This window comes from Streptomyces sp. NPDC051636, from assembly GCF_044453765.1.
GTDB lineage: Bacteria > Actinomycetota > Actinomycetes > Streptomycetales > Streptomycetaceae > Streptomyces.
This window is the reverse complement of sequence record NZ_JBITDA010000016.1, coordinates 133,223-152,473: the sequence shown is the minus strand read 5'-3', so window position 1 is coordinate 152,473 and position 19,251 is coordinate 133,223. Positions and strand designations below refer to the sequence as shown.

The 19,251-nt window shown below is 71.5% G+C and carries 15 protein-coding genes and 1 pseudogene; 9 read left to right on the top strand and 7 right to left on the bottom strand.

Annotation, left to right across the window (positions count from 1 at the left end; translation table 11 throughout):
- Positions 1 to 41: 41 nt before the first annotated feature.
- Positions 42 to 1,088: a LacI family DNA-binding transcriptional regulator gene (locus ACIBBH_RS26280; RefSeq protein ID WP_399408575.1), complete on the bottom strand. Its 1,047-nt coding sequence runs from the start codon at positions 1,086 to 1,088 to the stop codon at positions 42 to 44.
- A gap of 295 nt (positions 1,089 to 1,383) precedes the next feature.
- On the opposite strand from ACIBBH_RS26280, the gene ACIBBH_RS26275 reads away from it, so the two are divergent.
- The 5 genes from ACIBBH_RS26275 to ACIBBH_RS26255 all read left to right on the top strand — a co-directional run bounded on the left by ACIBBH_RS26275 (position 1,384) and on the right by ACIBBH_RS26255 (position 8,854).
- The gene (locus ACIBBH_RS26275; protein WP_399408573.1) at positions 1,384 to 2,535 is read left to right on the top strand and encodes a Gfo/Idh/MocA family protein; all 1,152 of its coding nucleotides are present in this window, start codon (positions 1,384 to 1,386) and stop codon (positions 2,533 to 2,535) included.
- Entirely contained in the window at positions 2,532 to 3,683 is a 1,152-nt protein-coding gene (locus ACIBBH_RS26270; protein ID WP_399408571.1) for a dihydrodipicolinate synthase family protein, read from the top strand. Before ACIBBH_RS26275 ends, ACIBBH_RS26270 begins: the two co-directional genes overlap by 4 nt.
- Before the next feature lie 35 nt (positions 3,684 to 3,718).
- Positions 3,719 to 4,519 carry a sugar phosphate isomerase/epimerase family protein gene (locus ACIBBH_RS26265; RefSeq protein ID WP_399408631.1) on the top strand — a complete coding sequence of 267 codons (801 nt, stop codon included), beginning with the start codon at positions 3,719 to 3,721 and terminating at the stop codon, positions 4,517 to 4,519.
- Between the two features lie 572 nt (positions 4,520 to 5,091).
- Positions 5,092 to 7,341 (top strand): ATP-dependent RecD-like DNA helicase, encoded by a 2,250-nt coding sequence (locus ACIBBH_RS26260; protein WP_399408569.1) that lies wholly within the window; start codon positions 5,092 to 5,094, stop codon positions 7,339 to 7,341.
- Between the two features lie 223 nt (positions 7,342 to 7,564).
- Positions 7,565 to 8,854, top strand: a complete 1,290-nt coding sequence (locus ACIBBH_RS26255; RefSeq protein ID WP_399408567.1) for a citrate synthase — start codon at positions 7,565 to 7,567, stop codon at positions 8,852 to 8,854.
- A 410-nt stretch (positions 8,855 to 9,264) separates the two neighbouring features.
- Here ACIBBH_RS26255 and ACIBBH_RS26250 read toward each other — a convergent pair whose 3' ends face one another.
- The 4 genes from ACIBBH_RS26250 to ACIBBH_RS26235 form a co-directional block, all read right to left on the bottom strand.
- Complete coding sequence (locus ACIBBH_RS26250; protein WP_399408629.1) at positions 9,265 to 10,107, bottom strand: hypothetical protein; 843 nt, start codon at positions 10,105 to 10,107, stop codon at positions 9,265 to 9,267.
- Positions 10,108 to 10,526: 419 nt separating this feature from the next.
- Complete coding sequence (locus ACIBBH_RS26245) at positions 10,527 to 10,766, bottom strand: heavy-metal-associated domain-containing protein (protein ID WP_399408565.1); 240 nt, start codon at positions 10,764 to 10,766, stop codon at positions 10,527 to 10,529.
- A 72-nt stretch (positions 10,767 to 10,838) separates the two neighbouring features.
- Positions 10,839 to 11,789, bottom strand: coding sequence for a PrsW family intramembrane metalloprotease (locus ACIBBH_RS26240; protein ID WP_399408563.1), 951 nt, complete (start codon positions 11,787 to 11,789; stop codon positions 10,839 to 10,841).
- Positions 11,790 to 11,846: 57 nt separating this feature from the next.
- Complete coding sequence (locus tag ACIBBH_RS26235) at positions 11,847 to 12,524, bottom strand: TetR/AcrR family transcriptional regulator (RefSeq protein WP_399408561.1); 678 nt, start codon at positions 12,522 to 12,524, stop codon at positions 11,847 to 11,849.
- Between the two features lie 161 nt (positions 12,525 to 12,685).
- On the opposite strand from ACIBBH_RS26235, the gene ACIBBH_RS26230 reads away from it, so the two are divergent.
- Entirely contained in the window at positions 12,686 to 14,920 is a 2,235-nt protein-coding gene (locus tag ACIBBH_RS26230) for an MMPL family transporter (protein WP_399408559.1), read from the top strand.
- A 93-nt stretch (positions 14,921 to 15,013) separates the two neighbouring features.
- Positions 15,014 to 16,057: a zinc-dependent alcohol dehydrogenase family protein gene (locus tag ACIBBH_RS26225; protein WP_399408557.1), complete on the top strand. Its 1,044-nt coding sequence runs from the start codon at positions 15,014 to 15,016 to the stop codon at positions 16,055 to 16,057.
- Positions 16,058 to 16,091: 34 nt separating this feature from the next.
- Here the strand turns inward: ACIBBH_RS26225 and ACIBBH_RS26220 are convergent, their stop codons facing one another.
- A complete protein-coding gene (locus ACIBBH_RS26220) occupies positions 16,092 to 16,292 on the bottom strand; it encodes a helix-turn-helix transcriptional regulator (protein ID WP_399408627.1) in 201 nt (66 codons plus the stop codon).
- Between the two features lie 309 nt (positions 16,293 to 16,601).
- Positions 16,602 to 17,210: pseudogene (locus tag ACIBBH_RS26215) on the bottom strand (sugar phosphate isomerase/epimerase family protein); the annotation flags it as partial.
- A gap of 151 nt (positions 17,211 to 17,361) precedes the next feature.
- On the opposite strand from ACIBBH_RS26215, the gene iolC reads away from it, so the two are divergent.
- Complete coding sequence (gene iolC / locus ACIBBH_RS26210; protein ID WP_399408555.1) at positions 17,362 to 18,312, top strand: 5-dehydro-2-deoxygluconokinase; 951 nt, start codon at positions 17,362 to 17,364, stop codon at positions 18,310 to 18,312.
- A complete protein-coding gene (locus ACIBBH_RS26205; protein WP_399408553.1) occupies positions 18,309 to 19,247 on the top strand; it encodes a deoxyribose-phosphate aldolase in 939 nt (312 codons plus the stop codon). The genes iolC and ACIBBH_RS26205 overlap by 4 nt, the downstream gene beginning before the upstream one ends.
- The last annotated feature ends 4 nt before the right edge of the window (positions 19,248 to 19,251 follow it).

Here is a 19,251-nt window from a genome sequence, read left to right as displayed (position 1 = left end):
GGGTGCCGAACCCGGCGACGGCATCCTGGAACCCCCGCCGATCAAGCCCGCGGGACCCCCGAGGACCCCCGGACCATCAGCTCCCCCCGGACCGTGGCGATCCCGCCGGGCGGCGGCTCCTCCCGGCCCATCGCTATGCGCCCGGCCCGCGCCCCCGCCTCCGCCAGCGGCAGCCGCACCGTCGTAAGGGAAGGCACCGCGTCGAGGCTGAACGGCAGGTCGTCGAACCCGGCGACGGACATGTCGGCCGGGATCCGCAGCCCGGAGTCCCGCAGGGCGGCGCACGTGCCGAGGGCGACGGAGTCGTTCGCGGCGACGACGGCGGTGAGGGAGGGGTCGCGGCGGAGCAGCTCCAGGGTGGCCTCGTACCCGGACCGGCGGTCGTAGCGGCCGTGCACGGTCCAGCGCGGGTCCTCCTCGATGCCGGCCGCGGTCAGCGCCTCGCGGTGGCCCTCCAGCCGGTGCCGGGTGGTGGTCCGTTCCTCGGGGCCGGCGATGTAGCCGAGCCGCCGGTGGCCGAGGCCGATGAGGTGCTCGGTCAGCTGCCGGGCGCCCCCGCGGTTGTCGAAGGTGAGCGCGATGGCCTGGGTGTCGGGGGCCGGCGGCCGCCCGCACAGCACCACCCGGGTCCCGGCCTCCGTGAGCTTGCGCAGCTTCGCCGCCACCGCCGCCGCGTGCGGCGCGTCCTCCACGGCCCCGCCGGTGAGCACCACGGCCGCCGCCCGCTGCCGCTGGAGCAGGGTCAGGTAGGTCAGTTCGCGCTCCGGCGAGCCCCCGGTGTTGCAGACGACGGCCAGCCGCTCGCCGCCCGCCCGGCCGCCGGGGCCGCCGATCTCGCCCTGGATGGCGCTGGCCATGATGCCGAAGAAGGGGTCCGCGATGTCGTTGACGAGGATGCCGACGAGGTCGGAGGTCGCCGCCGCCAGGGCGCTCGCGGGGCCGTTGAGGACGTAGTCCAGCTCGTCCACCGCCCGCAGGACCCGCTCCCGCGTGGAAGCGGCCACGGGGTAGTTGCCGTTCAGCACGCGCGACACCGTCGCGGGCGAGACCTGGGCGCGGGCCGCCACGTCCGCAAGGGTCACCGTCATCTCGTAGTCCTCCGGTCGCGCATGTTCGTCGTACGTCCTCGTAGACAGATCACCGACGGCCACGGTTCCGTGCGGTGTCGAGCAGACCTTAAGGCCAACCACCCCGTTTGTTCGCCCCCTCGAACAAGTCCGGCTGGACCAGGCCTTGTCTCGACCACTGGTCAGAGGCTAGCTTCGCAGGAGATAGAAAGCGCTTGCCGAACGGCCCGTCGTACCACTGCTCCCCGTACCACCGCTTGCCCTACTGCTTGCCGTACTGCTTACCGGGGCGCCCGGCGCCCATGAAGGGACTGACGTGACATGCAAGACGGTGCGTATCGCCATGAACGGCGTTACCGGACGCATGGGCTACCGCCAGCACCTCGTCCGGTCGATCCTCGCCCTGCGCGACCAGGGCGGCCTCGACCTCGGCGACGGCACCGTGCTGTGGCCCGAGCCGGTCCTGGTCGGCCGCCGCGACCACGCCCTGAAGGAGATCGCCGAACGGCACGGTCTGGAGCACGTCTCCACGGACGTGGACGCCGTCCTCGCCGACCCGGGCGTCGACGTCTACTTCGACTCCCAGGTCACCTCCGCCCGCGAGGAGTCGATCAAGAAGGCGATCGCCGCGGGCAAGCACGTCTACACCGAGAAGCCATCCGCCACCGGCCTCGACGGCGCCCTCGAACTCGCCCGGCTCGCGCACGCCGCCGGCATCAAGCACGGCGTCGTCCAGGACAAGGTCTTCCTCCCCGGCCTGCTCAAGCTGAAGCGGCTCATCGACGGCGGCTTCTTCGGCCGGATCCTGTCCATCCGCGGCGAGTTCGGCTACTGGGTCTTCGAGGGCGACTGGCAGCCCGCCCAGCGCCCGTCCTGGAACTACCGTGCCGAGGACGGCGGCGGCATCGTCGTCGACATGTTCCCGCACTGGGAGTACGTCCTGCACGAGCTCTTCGGCCGGGTGAAGTCCGTCCAGGCCCTCGCCACCACCCACATCCCGCAGCGCTGGGACGAGAACGGCAAGCCGTACGACGCCACGGCGGACGACGCCGCTTACGGCATCTTCGAGCTCGAAGGCGGCGCGATCGCCCAGATCAACTCCTCCTGGGCCGTGCGCGTCAACCGTGACGAGCTGGTGGAGTTCCAGGTGGACGGCACCGAGGGGTCCGCCGTCGCCGGGCTGCGCAACTGCCGCGTCCAGCACCGCTCCGCCACCCCCAAGCCCGTCTGGAACCCGGACATCCCCGCCACCGAGGTCTTCCGCGACCGGTGGCAGGAGGTCCCCGACAACGCCGAGTTCGACAACGGCTTCAAGGCCCAGTGGGAGCTGTTCCTCAGGCACGTCTACGCCGATGCCCCTTACCACTGGGACCTCCTCGCCGGCGCCCGTGGCGTCCAGCTCGCCGAGCTGGGCCTGAAGTCGTCGGCCGAGGGCCGCCGTATCGACGTACCGGAGATCGCGCTGTGACCATCCGACTGCCGGACAGCACAGGGGGCTTGAAGGTGTACGAGCCGCGCACCGAGCCGCTCGCCCTCACCCCCGGCACCCCCTTCACCTCCCGTACGGTCTTCTCGGCGGCGCACGTCGTCGCCGACCCGTACGCCGACGTGTCCCCCGACTCACCCGCCGCCGTCGACTGGGACGCCACCCTCGCCTTCCGCCGCCACCTGTGGTCGCACGGACTGGGGGTCGCCGAGGCGATGGACACCGCCCAGCGGGGGATGGGCCTGGACTGGGCGGGCGCCGCCGAGCTGATCCGGCGTTCCGCCGCCGAGGCGAAGGCGGAGGGCGGCCGGATCGCCTGCGGCGTCGGCACCGACCAGATCACCGGCGGCACGCTCGCGGAGATCCGTGCCGCGTACGAGGAGCAGCTCGCGCTCGTCGAGGCCTCCGGCGCGCAGGCGATCCTGACGGCCTCCCGCGCCCTCGCCGCTGCCGCGAAGGGTCCCGAGGACTACCTGGAGGTCTACGGCCACCTCCTGCGCCAGGCCGCCGAACCGGTGATCCTGCACTGGCTCGGCCCGATGTTCGACCCGGCGCTGGAGGGCTACTGGGGCTCGTCCGGCCTGGACGCGGCCACCGGCACCTTCCTGGAGGTCATCGCCGCCCACCCCGACAAGGTCGACGGCGTGAAGATCTCCCTCCTGGACGGCCGGCGCGAGATCGACCTGCGCCGCCGCCTGCCGCAGGGGGTGCGCTGCTACACCGGTGACGACTTCAACTACCCCGAGCTGATCGCGGGCGACGAGCAGGGCTTCAGCCACGCCCTGCTGGGCATCTTCGACCCGCTGGGCCCGCTGGCGGCCCAGGCGGTACGGGTGCTCGACACCGGGAACGCGGACGGCTTCCGCGCCCTCCTCGACCCCACCGTCGAGCTGTCCCGCCACCTCTTCCAGGCCCCTACCCGCTTCTACAAGACGGGCGTGGTCTTCCTCGCCTGGCTCGCGGGCCACCAGACGCACTTCACGATGGTCGGCGGCCTGCAGTCGGCCCGCTCGCTCCCGCACTTCGCCCGCGCCTACGAACTCGCCGACGGGCTGGGCCTGTTCCCGGACCCGAAGCCGGCTCAGGAGCGGATGAAGAACCTGCTGTCGCTGTACGGGGTGAACCAGTGAGCAAGACCGGTCTGGAACGCCTCTCGATCAACCAGATGACCGTGAAGCAGCTGTCCCTTCCCGAACTGAGCGTCGCGTGCCGTGAGTCGGGTGTCTCCCAGGTGGGCCTGTGGCGTGAGCCGGTCCAGGCGTACGGCGTCGAGGCGGCGGCCGGGCTGATGCGGGACGCCGGCCTGGCGGTGACGACCCTGTGCCGGGGCGGCTTCCTCACCGCAATCGACCCGGCGGCCCGCGCGGCGGCCCTGGCCGACAACCGCCGGGCGGTCGAGGAGGCCGCCACCCTGGGCACGGACACCCTCGTACTGGTCTGCGGCGGCCTCCCGGCCGGCTCCAGGGATCTGCACGGCGCCCGGGAGCGCGTCGCGGACGCGCTGGCGGGACTCGGCCCGTACGCCGAGTCCCACGGCGTCCGGCTGGCCATCGAGGCCCTGCATCCCATGTACGCCTCCGACCGCTGCGTGGTCTCCACCCTCGCCCAGGCCCTGGACCTGGCGGAACGCTTTCCCGCCCACCAGGTCGGCGTGACCGTGGACACGTACCACATCTGGTGGGACGACACCGCCCCCGAGCAGATCGCCCGGGCCGGCGCGGGCGGCCGCATCCACACCTTCCAGCTCGCCGACTGGACCACCCCGTTGCCCGCGGGCGTGCTCAACGGGCGCGGGCAGATCGGGGACGGCGCGATCGACATGCGGGAGTGGAAGGGGTACGTGGAGGCGGCCGGCTACACCGGGCCCATCGAGGTGGAGCTGTTCAACGACGACCTGTGGGCGCGGGACGGGCGGGAGGTGCTGGCCGAGACCGCGGCGCGGTTCGTGGCACACGTGATCCGATGAGCGGGTGAGCGACACGCGTGGGGCGGTGACGAGGGCGTGGCGGACCGAGCCGTCCGCCACCGCGGGACGGGCACGGTCGGCGCCCTCTGGCGCCACCCCGTCAAGTCGATGCTCGGCGAGCGGACCGGCGCGGCCGAGGTGACCGAGCGCGGCCTGGCGGACGACCGCCGGTTCGCGCTGCTGGACCGGCGGACGGGGCAAGGTCGCCGGCGCCAAGCAGCCACCGTGTACGCGCAGGTGGTGCGAGGTGGGCGGGTCCGGGAGGGCGACGCGGTCACGGTCGCCCGAAAAAATCCGGAATCCCGTGCAACCCTTCCCGCATCCCGCCGGTCGTACCTTGCATCAGGACTTCTGGAGGGGGGATCCGGGGGGATCGCGGGGGTTCTGATTCGGAGGGGAAAAGCCGAGGGGCCCGGTCGACCGGGCCCCTCGAAGCGTTCCAGGGGGTGGCTCACAGGGCCGTCAGCGCGACTCGACGAAGGGGTCCCCGGCCCGCCGGCGGCCTGTCCGCGGAGCCGTCCTGAGGAGCCCGGGCCCGCCCGGTTGTCGGTTCGCGCAGGTACCTTCGGATCATGGCTCAAGAGTCGGGGAGCGGTGAACGGCGACCGGCCGTGCTCGAAGGCGTGCTGGAGAGGATCACGTACGCCAACGAGGAGAACGGCTACACGGTCGCCCGCGTCGACACCGGCCGGGGCGGCGGAGACCTCCTCACGGTGGTCGGCGCGCTGCTCGGCGCCCAGGTGGGGGAGTCGCTGCGGATGGAGGGGCGGTGGGGGTCCCATCCGCAGTACGGCAAGCAGTTCACCGTGGAGAACTACACGACCGTCCTCCCGGCCACCGTCCAGGGCATCCGCCGCTACCTGGGATCGGGCCTGGTCAAGGGCATCGGCCCGGTCTTCGCCGACCGGATCACGCAGCACTTCGGCCTGGACACCCTGCGGATCATCGAGGAGGAGCCGAAGCGGCTCATCGAGGTGCCCGGGCTGGGGCCCAAGCGGACCAAGAAGATCGCCGACGCCTGGGAGGAGCAGAAGGCGATCAAGGAGGTCATGCTCTTCCTCCAGACCGTCGAGGTGTCCACGTCCATCGCCGTGCGGATCTACAAGAAGTACGGCGACGCCTCGATCTCGGTCGTCAGGAACCAGCCCTACCGGCTGGCCGCCGACGTCTGGGGCATCGGCTTCCTCACCGCCGACAGGATCGCCCAGTCGGTCGGGATCCCGCACGACAGTCCCGAGCGGGTGAAGGCGGGCCTGCAGTACGCGCTGTCGCAGTCCACCGACCAGGGCCACTGCTTCCTGCCCGAGGAGCGGCTGATCGCGGACGCGGTGAAGCTGCTGCAGGTCGACACCGGGCTGGTCATCGAGTGCCTCGCCGAGCTGGCGGAGCCCGCGGAGGAGGGCGAGGACCCCGGGGTCGTACGGGAGAAGGTGCCCGGCCCCGACGGCGACGCGGAGCCCGTCACCGCCGTCTACCTCGTTCCGTTCCACCGCGCCGAACTCTCCCTCTCCGCCCAGCTCCTGCGCCTGCTGCGCACGCAGGAGGACCGGATGCCCGGCTTCAGGCAGGTGGCCTGGGACAAGGCACTCACCTGGCTCAAGGGCCGTACGGGGGCCGAGCTCGCGCCCGAGCAGGAGGCCGCCGTGAAGCTGGCGCTCACCGAGAAGGTGGCCGTGCTGACCGGCGGCCCCGGCTGCGGCAAGTCCTTCACCGTACGCTCGATCGTGGAGCTGGCCCGCGCCAGGAAGGCGAAGGTCGTGCTCGCCGCCCCCACCGGCCGCGCCGCCAAGCGCCTGGCCGAGCTGACCGGCGCGGAGGCCTCCACCGTCCACCGTCTGCTGGCGCTGAAGCCGGGCGGCGACGCGGCCTATGACAAGGACCGCCCGCTGGACGCCGACCTGGTGGTCGTGGACGAGGCCTCCATGCTGGACCTGCTGCTGGCCAACAAGCTGGTCAAGGCGGTGCCCCCGGGCGCCCATCTGCTCTTCGTGGGGGACGTCGACCAGCTGCCCAGCGTCGGCGCGGGCGAGGTGCTGCGCGACCTGCTGGCCGAGGGCAGCCCGATCCCGGCCGTCCGCCTCACCCGGGTCTTCCGCCAGGCCCAGCAGTCGGGCGTGGTGACCAACGCGCACCGGATCAACTCCGGCCGGCACCCGGTCACCGACGGCATGAAGGACTTCTTCCTCTTCGTCGAGGACGACACGGAGGCGGCCGGCCGGCTCACGGTGGACGTCGCCGCCCGCCGTATCCCGGCCAAGTTCGGTCTCGACCCGCGCCGGGACGTCCAGGTCCTCGCACCCATGCACCGCGGCCCGGCGGGCGCCGGCACCCTCAACGGCCTGCTCCAGCAGGCCATCACGCCCGGCCGCCCCGACCTGCCGGAGAAGCGGTTCGGCGGCCGGGTCTTCCGCGTCGGCGACAAGGTCACCCAGATTCGCAACAATTACGAGAAGGGCACGAACGGTGTCTTCAACGGCACCGTGGGCGTGGTCACCTCGCTCGACCCGGTCGACCAGCGCCTCACGGTGCTGACGGACGAGGACGAGGAGGTTCCCTACGAATTCGACGAACTGGACGAACTGGCACACGCGTACGCCGTGACCATCCACCGCTCGCAGGGCAGTGAGTACCCGGCGGTGGTGATCCCGGTCACCACCGGAGCCTGGATGATGCTCCAGCGCAACCTGCTCTACACGGCGGTCACCCGCGCCAAGAGGCTGGTCGTACTGGTCGGTTCACGCAAGGCGATCGGCCAGGCGGTGCGCACGGTGTCGGCCGGACGGCGCTGTACGGCACTGGATTTCAGGCTCGACCGGAGCTGACGCTCCTGACATCGAAAAAAATGATCGATCAAACGAGTCGTGAAGGTCACAGAGCACTTCCAGAGGCCGGGGTCGAGGGGGCAGGATGAGCAGGTTGGCGGCACTGAGTGCCGCCAATAGGCCCAATGGTCGACCCCGAGTGCACTCTCCTGCGCCAAATGGGGGATGGTAGAGACAGTCAGGGCAACCTCGAAGAAGAGGCACAACGTCGGTGAGGGATGACGTGAGCGACAACTCTGTAGTACTGCGGTACGGCGACGGCGAGTACACCTACCCGGTGATCGACAGCACCGTCGGTGACAAGGGCTTCGACATCGGGAAGCTCCGCGCCCAGACCGGTCTGGTGACTCTGGACAGCGGCTACGGCAACACGGCTGCCTACAAATCCGCCATCACCTACCTCGATGGTGAGGCGGGCATCCTCCGCTACCGCGGCTACCCGATCGAGCAGCTGGCCGAGCGCTCCACCTTCCTCGAGGTGGCCTACCTGCTGATCAACGGGGAGCTGCCCACCGTCGACGAGCTCTCCGCCTTCAAGAACGAGATCACGCGGCACACCCTGCTGCACGAGGACGTCAAGAACTTCTACCGGGGCTTCCCGCGCGACGCCCACCCGATGGCCATGCTGTCCTCGGTGGTCTCGGCGCTGTCCACGTTCTACCAGGACAGCCACAACCCGTTCGACGAGAAGCAGCGCAACCTCTCCACGATCCGCCTGCTCGCCAAGCTTCCGACGATCGCGGCGTATGCGTACAAGAAGTCGATCGGTCACCCGTTCGTCTACCCGCGCAACGACCTCGGCTACGTCGAGAACTTCCTCCGCATGACCTTCTCGGTCCCGGCGGACGAGTACCAGCTCGACCCGATCGTGGTCTCCGCCCTGGACAAGCTGCTGATCCTGCACGCGGACCACGAGCAGAACTGTTCGACGTCGACGGTCCGTCTGGTGGGCTCGTCCCAGGCGAACATGTTCGCGTCCATCTCCGCCGGCATCAACGCCCTGTGGGGCCCGCTGCACGGCGGTGCCAACCAGTCCGTCCTGGAGATGCTCGAGGGCATCCGGGACGCGGGCGGCGACGTGGACTCCTTCATCCGCAAGGTGAAGAACAAGGAGGACGGCGTCCGCCTGATGGGCTTCGGCCACCGGGTCTACAAGAACTTCGACCCGCGCGCCAAGATCATCAAGGCGGCGGCGCACGACGTTCTGTCGGCCCTCGGCAAGTCCGACGAGCTGCTGGACATCGCGCTCAAGCTGGAGGAGCACGCGCTCTCCGACGACTACTTCGTCTCGCGCAGCCTCTACCCGAACGTCGACTTCTACACCGGCCTGATCTACCGGGCCATGGGCTTCCCGACCGAGATGTTCACGGTCCTGTTCGCTCTCGGCCGCCTGCCGGGCTGGATCGCCCAGTGGCACGAGATGATCAAGGAGCCGGGTTCCCGCATCGGCCGCCCGCGCCAGATCTACACGGGCGTCGTCGAGCGCGACTTCGTTCCGGTCGAGGAGCGCTGAGCTTCTTCCCCGGCGTCCGGGAGTGCGTGAGCCTCTCGGACGCCCTGACGGCGCACAGCAGAAGGCGCCCTGGAGCGCCGGTCCCCCCACGGGCCGACGACCAGGGCGCCTTCCCATGTCCCGGTGCGGATTCCCCCCACGGGATCCGGCCGGGCGCTTGGTGAGGACAGCGCCTGAATCGCTGTGTGAGCACAACGAGCAAAACTCGTCGCACTCCGGTGATGCGGTGCGATCTGCCGGGACAACGCACGTAGGGAGGGCCGCTCAAAGCTTCCCGGTGTACGTGCCCCGGCAACGCATCTCTGAGGAAGTCCCCCAAGACATCCCCAGATGCCAGTCAGCGCCCCCCAAGACGCTGGTCTGACATCGCCAACTTAGACCTTCGAACCCCTTCGATGGTTACGTTCGCATCACTGTGATCTGCGTCTCTTGCATATGTCCGTTAGATGCGCAAGAGCCCCGATCCCGCGATCGGACTCAAGCGTAAGGAAGATGCGCGAGCCGTGTGAAGAGCTTATGTGAGGTGTGCGCCGGACTCCAGGGGGACTCTTACTTCGGCTTCCGGAACCCCGGAGTAACTTCCGAGGCCTCAATGTCCGCAGCCGCGGGCTGCTGATCACCACGAACACCGACGAGAAGGCGCGGCCACGTGGTAGCCGAAGGCCCACACCGGTTGCACTTGATCGTGGTCGGCGTCCGCCGCGCCGGCCGGACGGCGTCCACGGCCACCCGCAGGTCGCCGCGTACTCGCCGCCGCCCATCCGCCTTGTCCTCGGGCGGCACCTCGGCGACGACCTCCGCGATGCCCACGGCCCGCGCCACGGCCTCGGCCGCCGCGTCCGGTTGTCCCCGGTCAGCAGCGCCGGCGTCAGGCCCAGTGCCCGCGGCTCGCGCACGGCCTCGGCGCTGGTCTCCTTGACCGCGCCGGCGACGGCGAGGACACCGCGTGCCACCCCGCCACAGCCGGCCACGACGGCCGTACAGCCCTCCTGCTCGGCCCGGGAGCGGGCGGCGGCCAACTCCTCCGGCACGTGGTCGAAGAGCCGCCCCACGGCCCGCCACGCGTCCGCGTACGCCCCGCCCGGGAACGTTCTCGAAGTGCTCGACCGCAGGCAGCGGCCCGACCCGCTCCTCGGTGCTCGCGGCGACCGCCGGGCGACGGGATGCTCGGAGGTGTACTCCAGGGCGCCCGCGAGCCGCGGCACGTCCTCCTCGTCGGCGCCTTCGGCGACGTACACCTCCTGGAGGGTCATGCGGCCGGTGGTGACCGTGCCGGTCCTGTCCAGGACGACCGTGTCGACGCGGCGCGTGGACTCCAGCACCTACGGGCCCTTGACGACGACGCCGAGCCGGGCGCCGCGTCCGGTGCCGGCCATCAGCGCGGCCGGGGTCGCGAGGCCCACTGCGCACGGGCAGGCGATGGGATCAGCACGGCGACGGCGGCCGTGAAGGCGGCGGCGGTGACGCTCAGCCGCGCCGTGAACATGCCGAGCGCGATGAGGATGACCGCGGTGCTCGACCTCGGAGGCCGTACCTGCCGGCGTGTCCGGGGTCGCGCGTATGGCTGTCTTTTGCGGTGGCGCTGGTCATGCCCGGACTCCAGGCGGCGGACCGGACCGTACGGGGCCGGTGTCAGCCGGTCGGCAGGGCCAGGTCGGAGAGTGAACGCAGATCAGGCCTCGCCCGTCAGTTCGAAGCCGGCCCCGTCGACGGCGGCGCGGACGGCCTCCTCCTCGAGCGGGGCGGCGGAGACGACGGTGACCTCGCCGGTCGAGGCGACGGCCTTCACCGAGGTGACGCCCGGGATCTCGGAAATCTCGCTGGAGACGGAGCCCTCACAGTGGCCACAGCTCATCCCGCTCACCTTGTAGACGGTGGTGACGGAGCCCGGGGTGTCGGTCGGGGCGGTCATGTCGTTACTCCTCGTCGAGGCGGTGGGGCCGACGAGGCCCACGGTGGGGCCTGCCCTGTTGACACTATACCCCTAGGGGGTATTTCTCCAGGAGGGGTCCCGGCGCGTCAGCGCGCGCACCCAGGCGATGCCCGGCAGTGAGACGAGTACCAGTCCGCCGACCGAGCACACCGTGAAGAGGTGCGACTGTGCGGCCGTCGTCCCGGCGGTGTAACCCCCGGCGAACAGCTGCCGGTCCAGGCCCGGGCCGGCCAGGTGCGCCACCATCCAGAGGGCGATGCCGGGCGTGAAGTCCCACACCGCGTGCAGCAGGGAGACGCCGAGGCAGGCGCCGACGACCCGTCCGCCGAGGCGGAAACGGCCGTTCGGGCGGCGGTGGGCGAGCAGGATCCCGCCCGCGATCGCCGTCCACAGGCCGTGCCCGAGGGGTGCCGGCACCCCGCGCAGGATCTCCGTCTCCAGCAGCGCCCGCAGGTCGACGCCGTCCGCGGAGAGGGCCGCGTCGAAGGCGTGGCCGGAGCCCTCCAGCGCCGCGAAGCCGAAGCCGACGGTCGCGCCCAGCACGAGCCCGGCGCGCATGCCGCGGATCGCCGGCAGCCGGCGCAGTACGAAGACCAGCGCGCCGACCTTCGCCGCCTCCTCGATCAGCCCGGCACCGGCGAACATCCACGGCGACGGGTGGAGCAGGTGGTACTCCATGACCGACGCGCCCAGCACGCCGAGCGTGCCGCCGGTCAGGAAGCAGCCGAGGATCGCGCTGACGCCCAGGTCGCGGCTGTGCCGTTCGTACGCCCACAGCACGAAGGTGACGGGGACCAGGAAGCCGCCGAGCAGGATCAGGGTCGGCAGCAGCGTGGTGCCCCCCGTCACGTACGTCACCAGCGCGGTCAGCGCCCACAGCGCCAGCCCGCCGCCCAGGCAGCGCCGCCACAGGCCGGCGCGGATCCGCGGGTACGGCGGCGGGGGCTGCTGCGGGCCGGGGATGCGGGCGCGGGGCGCGCCTGGCGGCGGAGGGTGGGTCACGGGAGTTCCCCTCGTGCTCCTGCGGGGCGATTTACCCGAACCCTAAGCAGGTGTCCCCTATGTCGCAGTCCGGGGAAGGCCGGTGGGGTCCGTGCGGCCGAGCCCGTCGCAGACCAGGGGATCGAGGTAGCGGACGAGTACGTTCTTCAGCTCCCGGACGTACGCCTCGCGCTCGGCGCCCTCGTGGGCGAGGACCAGCTCCAGGCCCGCCTTGTAGATGCCGAGGCAGACGTGCGCCGTGCGGGTGACGTCGGCCGGGGGGGCGTCGGGCAGGAAGACGGCGAGCAGCCCCTCGATACGGCCGGCCAGCGTGGAGTGCAGGGCGTCGTGTTCCTCGGCGATCCGGCCGGGGATGTCGGGGCCGTGCATCAGTGCGAAGAGCACCGGGTGCTCGGTGTTGAAGGCGATGAACCGGTCGACGGCCGCGCCCACGGCCTCCTCCAGGGGAGTGCCGGGGTCGACCGGTGCGAGTGCCTCGCCGTAGGTCTCCCGCATCTCGTGCACGAGCCGGTCGCTCAGCTCGATCGCGATCGCTTCCTTGTTCGGGAAGAACTGGTAGAGCGTGCCTGGGGAGACGCCCGCCTCGCGGGCGATGGCGTTGGTGCTGGCGGCCGTGTAGCCGGTGCTGCAGAAGACGTTGGCGGCGGCCTGGAGCAACTGGGCGATGCGGCGCTCGCCGCGCGCCTGGCGGCGGCGCGGCTGTTCCTTCCCCTGGCTGTCGGCGGTGTCGGGCACGCGTTATCCCCAGCTCTCCGAACGCGATTGACAAACACGAGCGCTCGCTCGCATTCTTGAGAAACGCGAGCGATCTCTCGTGTTTGTCAGTCTATGGCAATGACAGACCCATGCTGCCTTCCTGCGTACAGCACGGGTCATGGTGAAGGGGACACCGCACGATGACCGAAGTCAACCGCCCGCCCCGGGCCGGTGGCTGGACCCGCTTCGTCACCGCCCGCCCGAGGCTGTCGCTGCTCGCGGCCCTGGTCCTCACCGTGCTCGCGGTGCTGACCGGCAGCGGTGTCGCCGACCGGCTGGGCAGCGGCGGCTGGGAGGATCCGGCCGCCGAGTCGACCTACGCGACCAAGGCGCTGGAGCGCGCGTTCCCCGACTCCCAGCCCAACCTCCTGCTCCTGATCGACTCCGGCCGCTCCTCGGTCGACGCCCCGGCGGTCGCCGCCGAGGCCCGGAGCCTCGCCACCCGCCTGGCCGGGGAGAAGGGCGTCACGGGCGTCGGCTCCTACTGGCAGGCCGATCCTTCGGCGTCTTCGGCCCTGCGCGCCGAGGACGGCCACGAGGCGCTGATAGCCGCCCGCATCACGGGCGACGAGAAGGCGATGGGCCGGACCCTGGACCGGATCGCCCCCTCCTACCGGGGGACGCACGGCCCGGTGAACGTGCGGATCGGCGGGGCCGTCGCCGTGCGGCACGAGATGCAGACGATCATTAAGGAGGACCTCGCCCGTGCCGAACTGATCGCGCTGCCGGTGACGTTGGTACTGCTGGTGATGGTCTTCGGCAGCGCCGTCGCCGCCCTGCTCCCACTGGGCATCGGCATCGTCGCCATCCTCGGCACCAACGCGGTGCTGCGCGGGCTGACGGAGTTCACCGACGTCTCCGTCTTCGCGCTGAACCTCACCACCGCCCTGGGCCTGGGCCTCGCCATCGACTACGCCCTGTTCATCGTCCGCCGCTTCCGCGAGGAACTGGCCACGGGCGCCGAGCCGCTCACGGCCGTGGGCACCACCCTGCGCACGGCCGGCCGCACGGTGCTCTTCTCCTCCCTCACGGTCGCGGTCTCCCTGGCGGCGATGCTGCTCTTCCCGCAGTACTTCCTGCGCTCCTTCGCCTACGCCGGCATAGCCGTGGTGCTGCTCGCGGCGGCGGCCGCCCTGATCCTGCTGCCGGCGGCCCTGGTGCTGCTGGGGCATCGGGTCAACGCCCTGGACCTGCGGCGCCTGTTCCGGCGCGGGCGGCGCTCGGGCGCCCCCGCCGGCTTCGGTGACTCGGGTGCGCAGGGCACGGCCTGGGCGCGCACGGCGACGCTGGTGATGCGCCGCGCGCCCCTCTTCGCCATCGGCACCACGGCTCTGCTCGTCGTCCTCGGACTGCCCTTCCTGGGCGTGAAGTTCGGCACCGCCGACGACCGCCAGCTGCCGTCGGGCGCCGAGTCCCACGTCGTGCAGCAGCACATCCGGGACGGCTTCCCGGGCAGCCCCGGCGGCGGGCTGGAGGTGCTGACCGAGGGGAAGGCGACCGAGGCCCAGTACGCCGCCTACAAGCAGCGGGTGGCCGCCCTGCCCGAGGTGGTGCGGGTCGACGGCCCGCTGGTGAAGGGGGACGCGGCCTACTTCACGGTGCTGCCGAAGGGCGAGGCCGTCGACGACCCGGCCCAGCGCCTGGTGGGCGACCTGCGCGCGGTGGACACGCCCTTCGACACCCAGGTGACCGGCACGGCGGCCGTCCTGGTCGACTCCAAGCACGCGATAGCCGAACACCTGCCCTGGGCGGGCGCGTTCATCGCGATCGTCACCCTGCTCCTGGTCTTCCTGCTCACCGGCAGCGTGCTGATACCCCTGCAGGCGGTGGTGCTCAACGCGCTCAGCCTGACCGCCATGTTCGGCGCTGTCGTCTGGGTCTTCCAGGACGGCCACTTCTCCGGCCCGCTCGGCTTCACCAGCTCCGGCTCCATCGAGACGACCCTGCCCGTCCTGATGTTCTGCGTGGCCTTCGGCCTCTCCATGGACTACGGCGTGTTCCTGCTCTCCCGCATCAAGGAGGAGTACGACCGCACGGGCGACCACAACGAGGCGGTGCGGCACGGGTTGCAGCGTACGGGCGGGCTGATCACCGCGGCGGCGGTCATCCTCGCAGTGGTCATGGTCGCCATCGGCACCTCGCGGGTGACCAACACCAAGATGCTCGGCCTGGGTATCGCGCTGGCGGTGCTGATGGACGCGATGGTCGTGCGCAGTCTGCTGGTCCCGGCGATCATGCGGCTCACCGGCCGCGCGACCTGGTGGGCTCCGGCACCGCTGCGCAGGCTCCACGCACGGTTCGGACTCAGCGAGGGGGAGCCGGCCCCGGCCGCCGGGTCCGAGCGGGAGCTGGACAGGGTGGGCGCGCGCGGCTAGTGCTGTGCCCGGCGAACCTTTCCGGTCACGGCACCAGGCCCTGGCGTTCGCGGTGATCTGCGGACGGCCGTACGAAAGGCGAGGCGAAGACAGATGCGCGCTGTGGTGTTCGAGCGGTACGGGGAGCCGGCCGGCGTACGCGAGGTGCCGGACCCGGAGCCCGCGGAGCACGGCGTGGTGGTGCGTGTCGAGGCCACCGGACTGTGCCGCAGCGACTGGCACGGCTGGATGGGACACGACCCGGACATCACGCTGCCGCACGTGCCCGGGCACGAACTCGCCGGGACCGTCGAGGCGGTCGGCGAGCGGGTCACGGCCTGGCGCCCCGGCGACCGGGTCACCGTGCCCTTCGTCTGCGCCTGCGGCAGCTGCCCCGCCTGCGCGGCCGGCGACCAGCAGGTGTGCGAGCGGCAGACCCAGCCCGGCTTCCACCACTGGGGCTCCTTCGCACAGTACGTGGCGCTGGACCAAGCCGACGTGAACCTCGTCGCCGTACCGGACGAACTGTCCTTCGCGACGGCGGCCTCGCTCGGCTGCCGGTTCGCGACGGCGTACCGGGCGGTGGTGCGGCAGGGCCGGGTGGCGGCGGGGGAGTGGGTCGCGGTGCACGGCTGCGGGGGCGTGGGCCTGTCCGCGGTGATGATCGCTGCGGCCTCGGGGGCCAGGGTCGTCGCCGTCGACGTGTCACCGGGGGCGCTGGACCTCGCGCGGAGGTTCGGGGCGGCGGAGTGCGTGGACGCCGCGCGGACGAAGGACACGGGTGCGGCGATCCGCGAGCTGACCGGCGGGGGCGCGCACCTCTCCCTCGACGCGCTCGGCTCCCCCGCCACCTGCGCGGCCTCCGTCAACTCGCTGCGCCGCCGGGGCCGGCACGTCCAGGTCGGCCTGTTGCCCTCGCCGGACGGCACGACCCCCGTGCCCATGGCCCGCGCCATCGCCCTGGAGCTGGAACTCCTCGGCAGCCACGGCATGGCCGCGCACGCCTACCCGGGCATGCTGGAACTGGTCCGTGCGGGTGTGCTGCGGCCCGACCTGCTGGTGACGTCGACCATCCCGCTGGACGCGGCCCCCGCGGCGCTCGCCGGGATGGGATCGGCATCCGGGGCGGGAGTCACCGTCATCGAACCGTGGAGCTGACAGCCGGTACACGCGTGCAGGGCACGGGACGGGCTCAGTCCTCTCTTCGGCCGCGGTTGCGGGGCCGGGAGGCGACCCAGGCGCGCACGGTGTCGGCGTACCAGTAGGGCTTGCCGCCCTCCACGTGGTCGGGCGGGGGCAGCAGCCCGTGCTTGCGGTAGGACCGCACGGTGTCCGGCTGCACCCGGATGTGCGCCGCGATCTCCTTGTACGACCAGAGCCTTCGGTCGGTCATGAGCTGCACCTCCCTGCGCGCGCCGCGGCGGCGGCCGGGGGGTGGCCGTCGGGGGAGCCGGGCGCTGCGCTGGCGATCACCAAGCCTGTGCCCGGTCAACGACGGACAGTGACCGCGGGGAAGTGCCTGTCGAGCGAGTGTGACCCGGGACCCGCGTACATGGGACATGTGTGACAGGGACGGGGAGTTTGTGACAGAGGTGACGCAAAGGAGTGTGCCGGTGCGCGGGCGCGGCGCGTTGACAAGCGAGCCGTCCGCCGATCCGGCGCGGCCGCCGGGACGCCCAACCCCGCCGACCGCCGGAACCCTACGCCCGCACGACCTCAAGAACGCCCGTGTCCGCAGGGCGATCGGCAGGGGCCTGTCCGGGGCGCAGGGGTACATGTCCTGTCGACTGCGGGGCCGAAGGGGATACCGTCCGCCGTACCTCCGCGCGGATGTCCGGGTCCACCTGTTTGAGGTGGAGGTAGCCGATGCGCTCGCCGTAGGTCTCGATCAGCCTGACGCTGTCCCCGCCGCAGCAGGCGTAGTGCCCGGTGTCCAGGCACAGCGAGACCGGAGACCAGCGAGGAGTCGGTGCCGTCGAGAAGGGGGTGACGTTGTCCTCGCTGTCGATGTGGGTGTCGGCGTGCGGGTGGACGACGATCCGCAGCCCGTACCGCTCGCGCACCTCCCGGCCCAGCCGCTCGGTCAGTGAGGTCAGGTCGCGCCACTGCTCCGGCGCAAGCACGGCCGGTCGGTCGGCCGGCAGCCGTAGGGGCCCAGCTCGATCCACTCGTAGCCGGAGTCGGCGACCTCGTCGAGAAAGCGCTGCCAGGGCACCTGCGCTTGGTCGTCCGGGCTCCGGAGACACGAGGATTCGGGCGCCGGTCCGATCGGGATGCGGGACAGTGGGGCTTGAGGCGACAACGACCTTATTGCCGTCAGCGTGCGGTTCGCAGAAAGCGCGTGTCAAGCTCTCGTCCGAATGTCTGGACAAAACATTGACAGGCCTCGGGGTGCGGGACTACAAACCGGGGGAGAGCCGCGTGAGCCGTGGGCGAACCGGATGACGCAGAAGGGAAGCCGGATGGCGTACGACCTGATCACCATGGGGCGGATCGGAGTGGACCTCTACCCGCTGCAAACGGGCGTTCCGCTCGCCCAGGTGTCGTCCTTCGGCAAGTTCCTGGGCGGATCGGCGACGAACGTCGCGGTCGCCGCGGCGCGCCTCGGCCGGAACACCGCCGTGATCACCCGCACCGGGGACGACGCCTTCGGCGCCTACCTGCACGAGGCCCTGCGCGGCTTCGGCGTCGACGACCGCTGGGTCACCCCGGTCCCCGGGCTGCCCACACCGGTCACCTTCTGCGAGGTCTTCCCGCCGGACGACTTCCCGCTGTACTTCTACCGGCAGCCCAAGGCGCCCGACCTGGAGATCGACGCGCACGAGCTCGACCTCGACGCCATCCGCGACACCCGCGTCTTCTGGGTCACCGGCACCGGCCTGAGCGAGGAGCCCAGCCGTACGGCGACCCTCGCGGCCCTCGCCCACCGGGCCAAGTCGGGTACGACGGTCTTCGACCTCGACTGGCGGCCCATGTTCTGGTCGGACCCGGACGCGGCCCGCCCCTTCTACACCGAGGCCCTGCGCCACACCACCGTCGCCGTCGGCAACCTCGACGAGGTGGAGGTCGCCACCGGCGTGCGCGAGCCGCACACCGCCGCCCGCGCCCTCCTGGAGGCCGGGGTGGAGATCGCCGTCGTCAAGCAGGGACCCAAGGGTGTCCTCGCCGTGAACAGCAACGGCGACACCGCCGAAGTCCCGCCGCTACCGGTGAACGTCCTCAACGGCCTCGGCGCCGGAGACGCCTTCGGCGGCTCCCTCTGCCATGGCCTGCTCGCGGGCTGGGACCTGGAGCGGATCATGCGGCACGCCAACGCGGCCGGCGCCATCGTCGCCTCCCGCCTGGAGTGCTCCTCCGCGATGCCCACCCCGGACGAGGTGGCCGCCGCGCTCGAGGCGGGAGCGGTGCTGTGAGGGCCGGCCGGGTCACGGGCACCCACCACGACGGCGTGCGGCTCCCGCCGGTGGACGTCTCCGCACTGGTCCGCATCCGCACCCACCATCCCGAGGCGATCGCCGAGGCCGCCGCCCGCCGCGCGCGCAGGCCGCTGCTGAACGACAACGGCCGCCTGATGATCGTCGCCGCCGACCACCCGGCCCGCGGCGCCCTCGGCGTCGGCGACCGCAAGATGGCCATGGCCAACCGCGCCGACCTCCTCGAACGGCTCTGCCTGGCCCTGTCCCGCCCCGGCGTCGACGGCGTCCTCGCCACCGCGGACATCCTGGACGACCTGCTGCTGCTCGGCGCCCTGGACCACAAGGTCGTCATGGGCTCGATGAACCGCGGCGGCCTGCAGGGCGCCTCCTTCGAACTCGACGACCGCTTCACCGGCCACCGCCCCGAGGACATCCAGCGCCTCGGCTTCGACGCCGGCAAGCTGCTGCTGCGCATCGACTACGACGACCCGGGCTCACTGACCACCCTGGAGTCCACGGCCCGCGCCATCGACGACATGGCCGCCCGCCGGCTCCCGGTCTTCGTCGAGCCGTTCATCAGCCGCCGCGGCCCTGAAGGCAGGGTCAACAACGACCTGTCCGCCGACGCGGTCACCAAGTCCATCGCCATCGCCTCGGGCCTGGGCGGCAGTTCGGCCTACACGTGGCTGAAGGTGCCGGTCACCGACAACCCCGACGACATGGCCCAGGTCATGGAGACGTCGACCCTGCCCGCCGTACTCCTGGGCGGCGACATCGGCGACTCTCCCGAGGACCAGGACGCCGCGTACGAGAAGTGGCGCGGCGCGCTCCAACTCCCCACCGTGCGCGGCCTGGTGGTCGGCCGCTCGCTGCTGTACCCGGCGGACGGCGATGTGGCCGCCGCCGTGGACACCGCCGTAGGACTGCTGTGAGGAC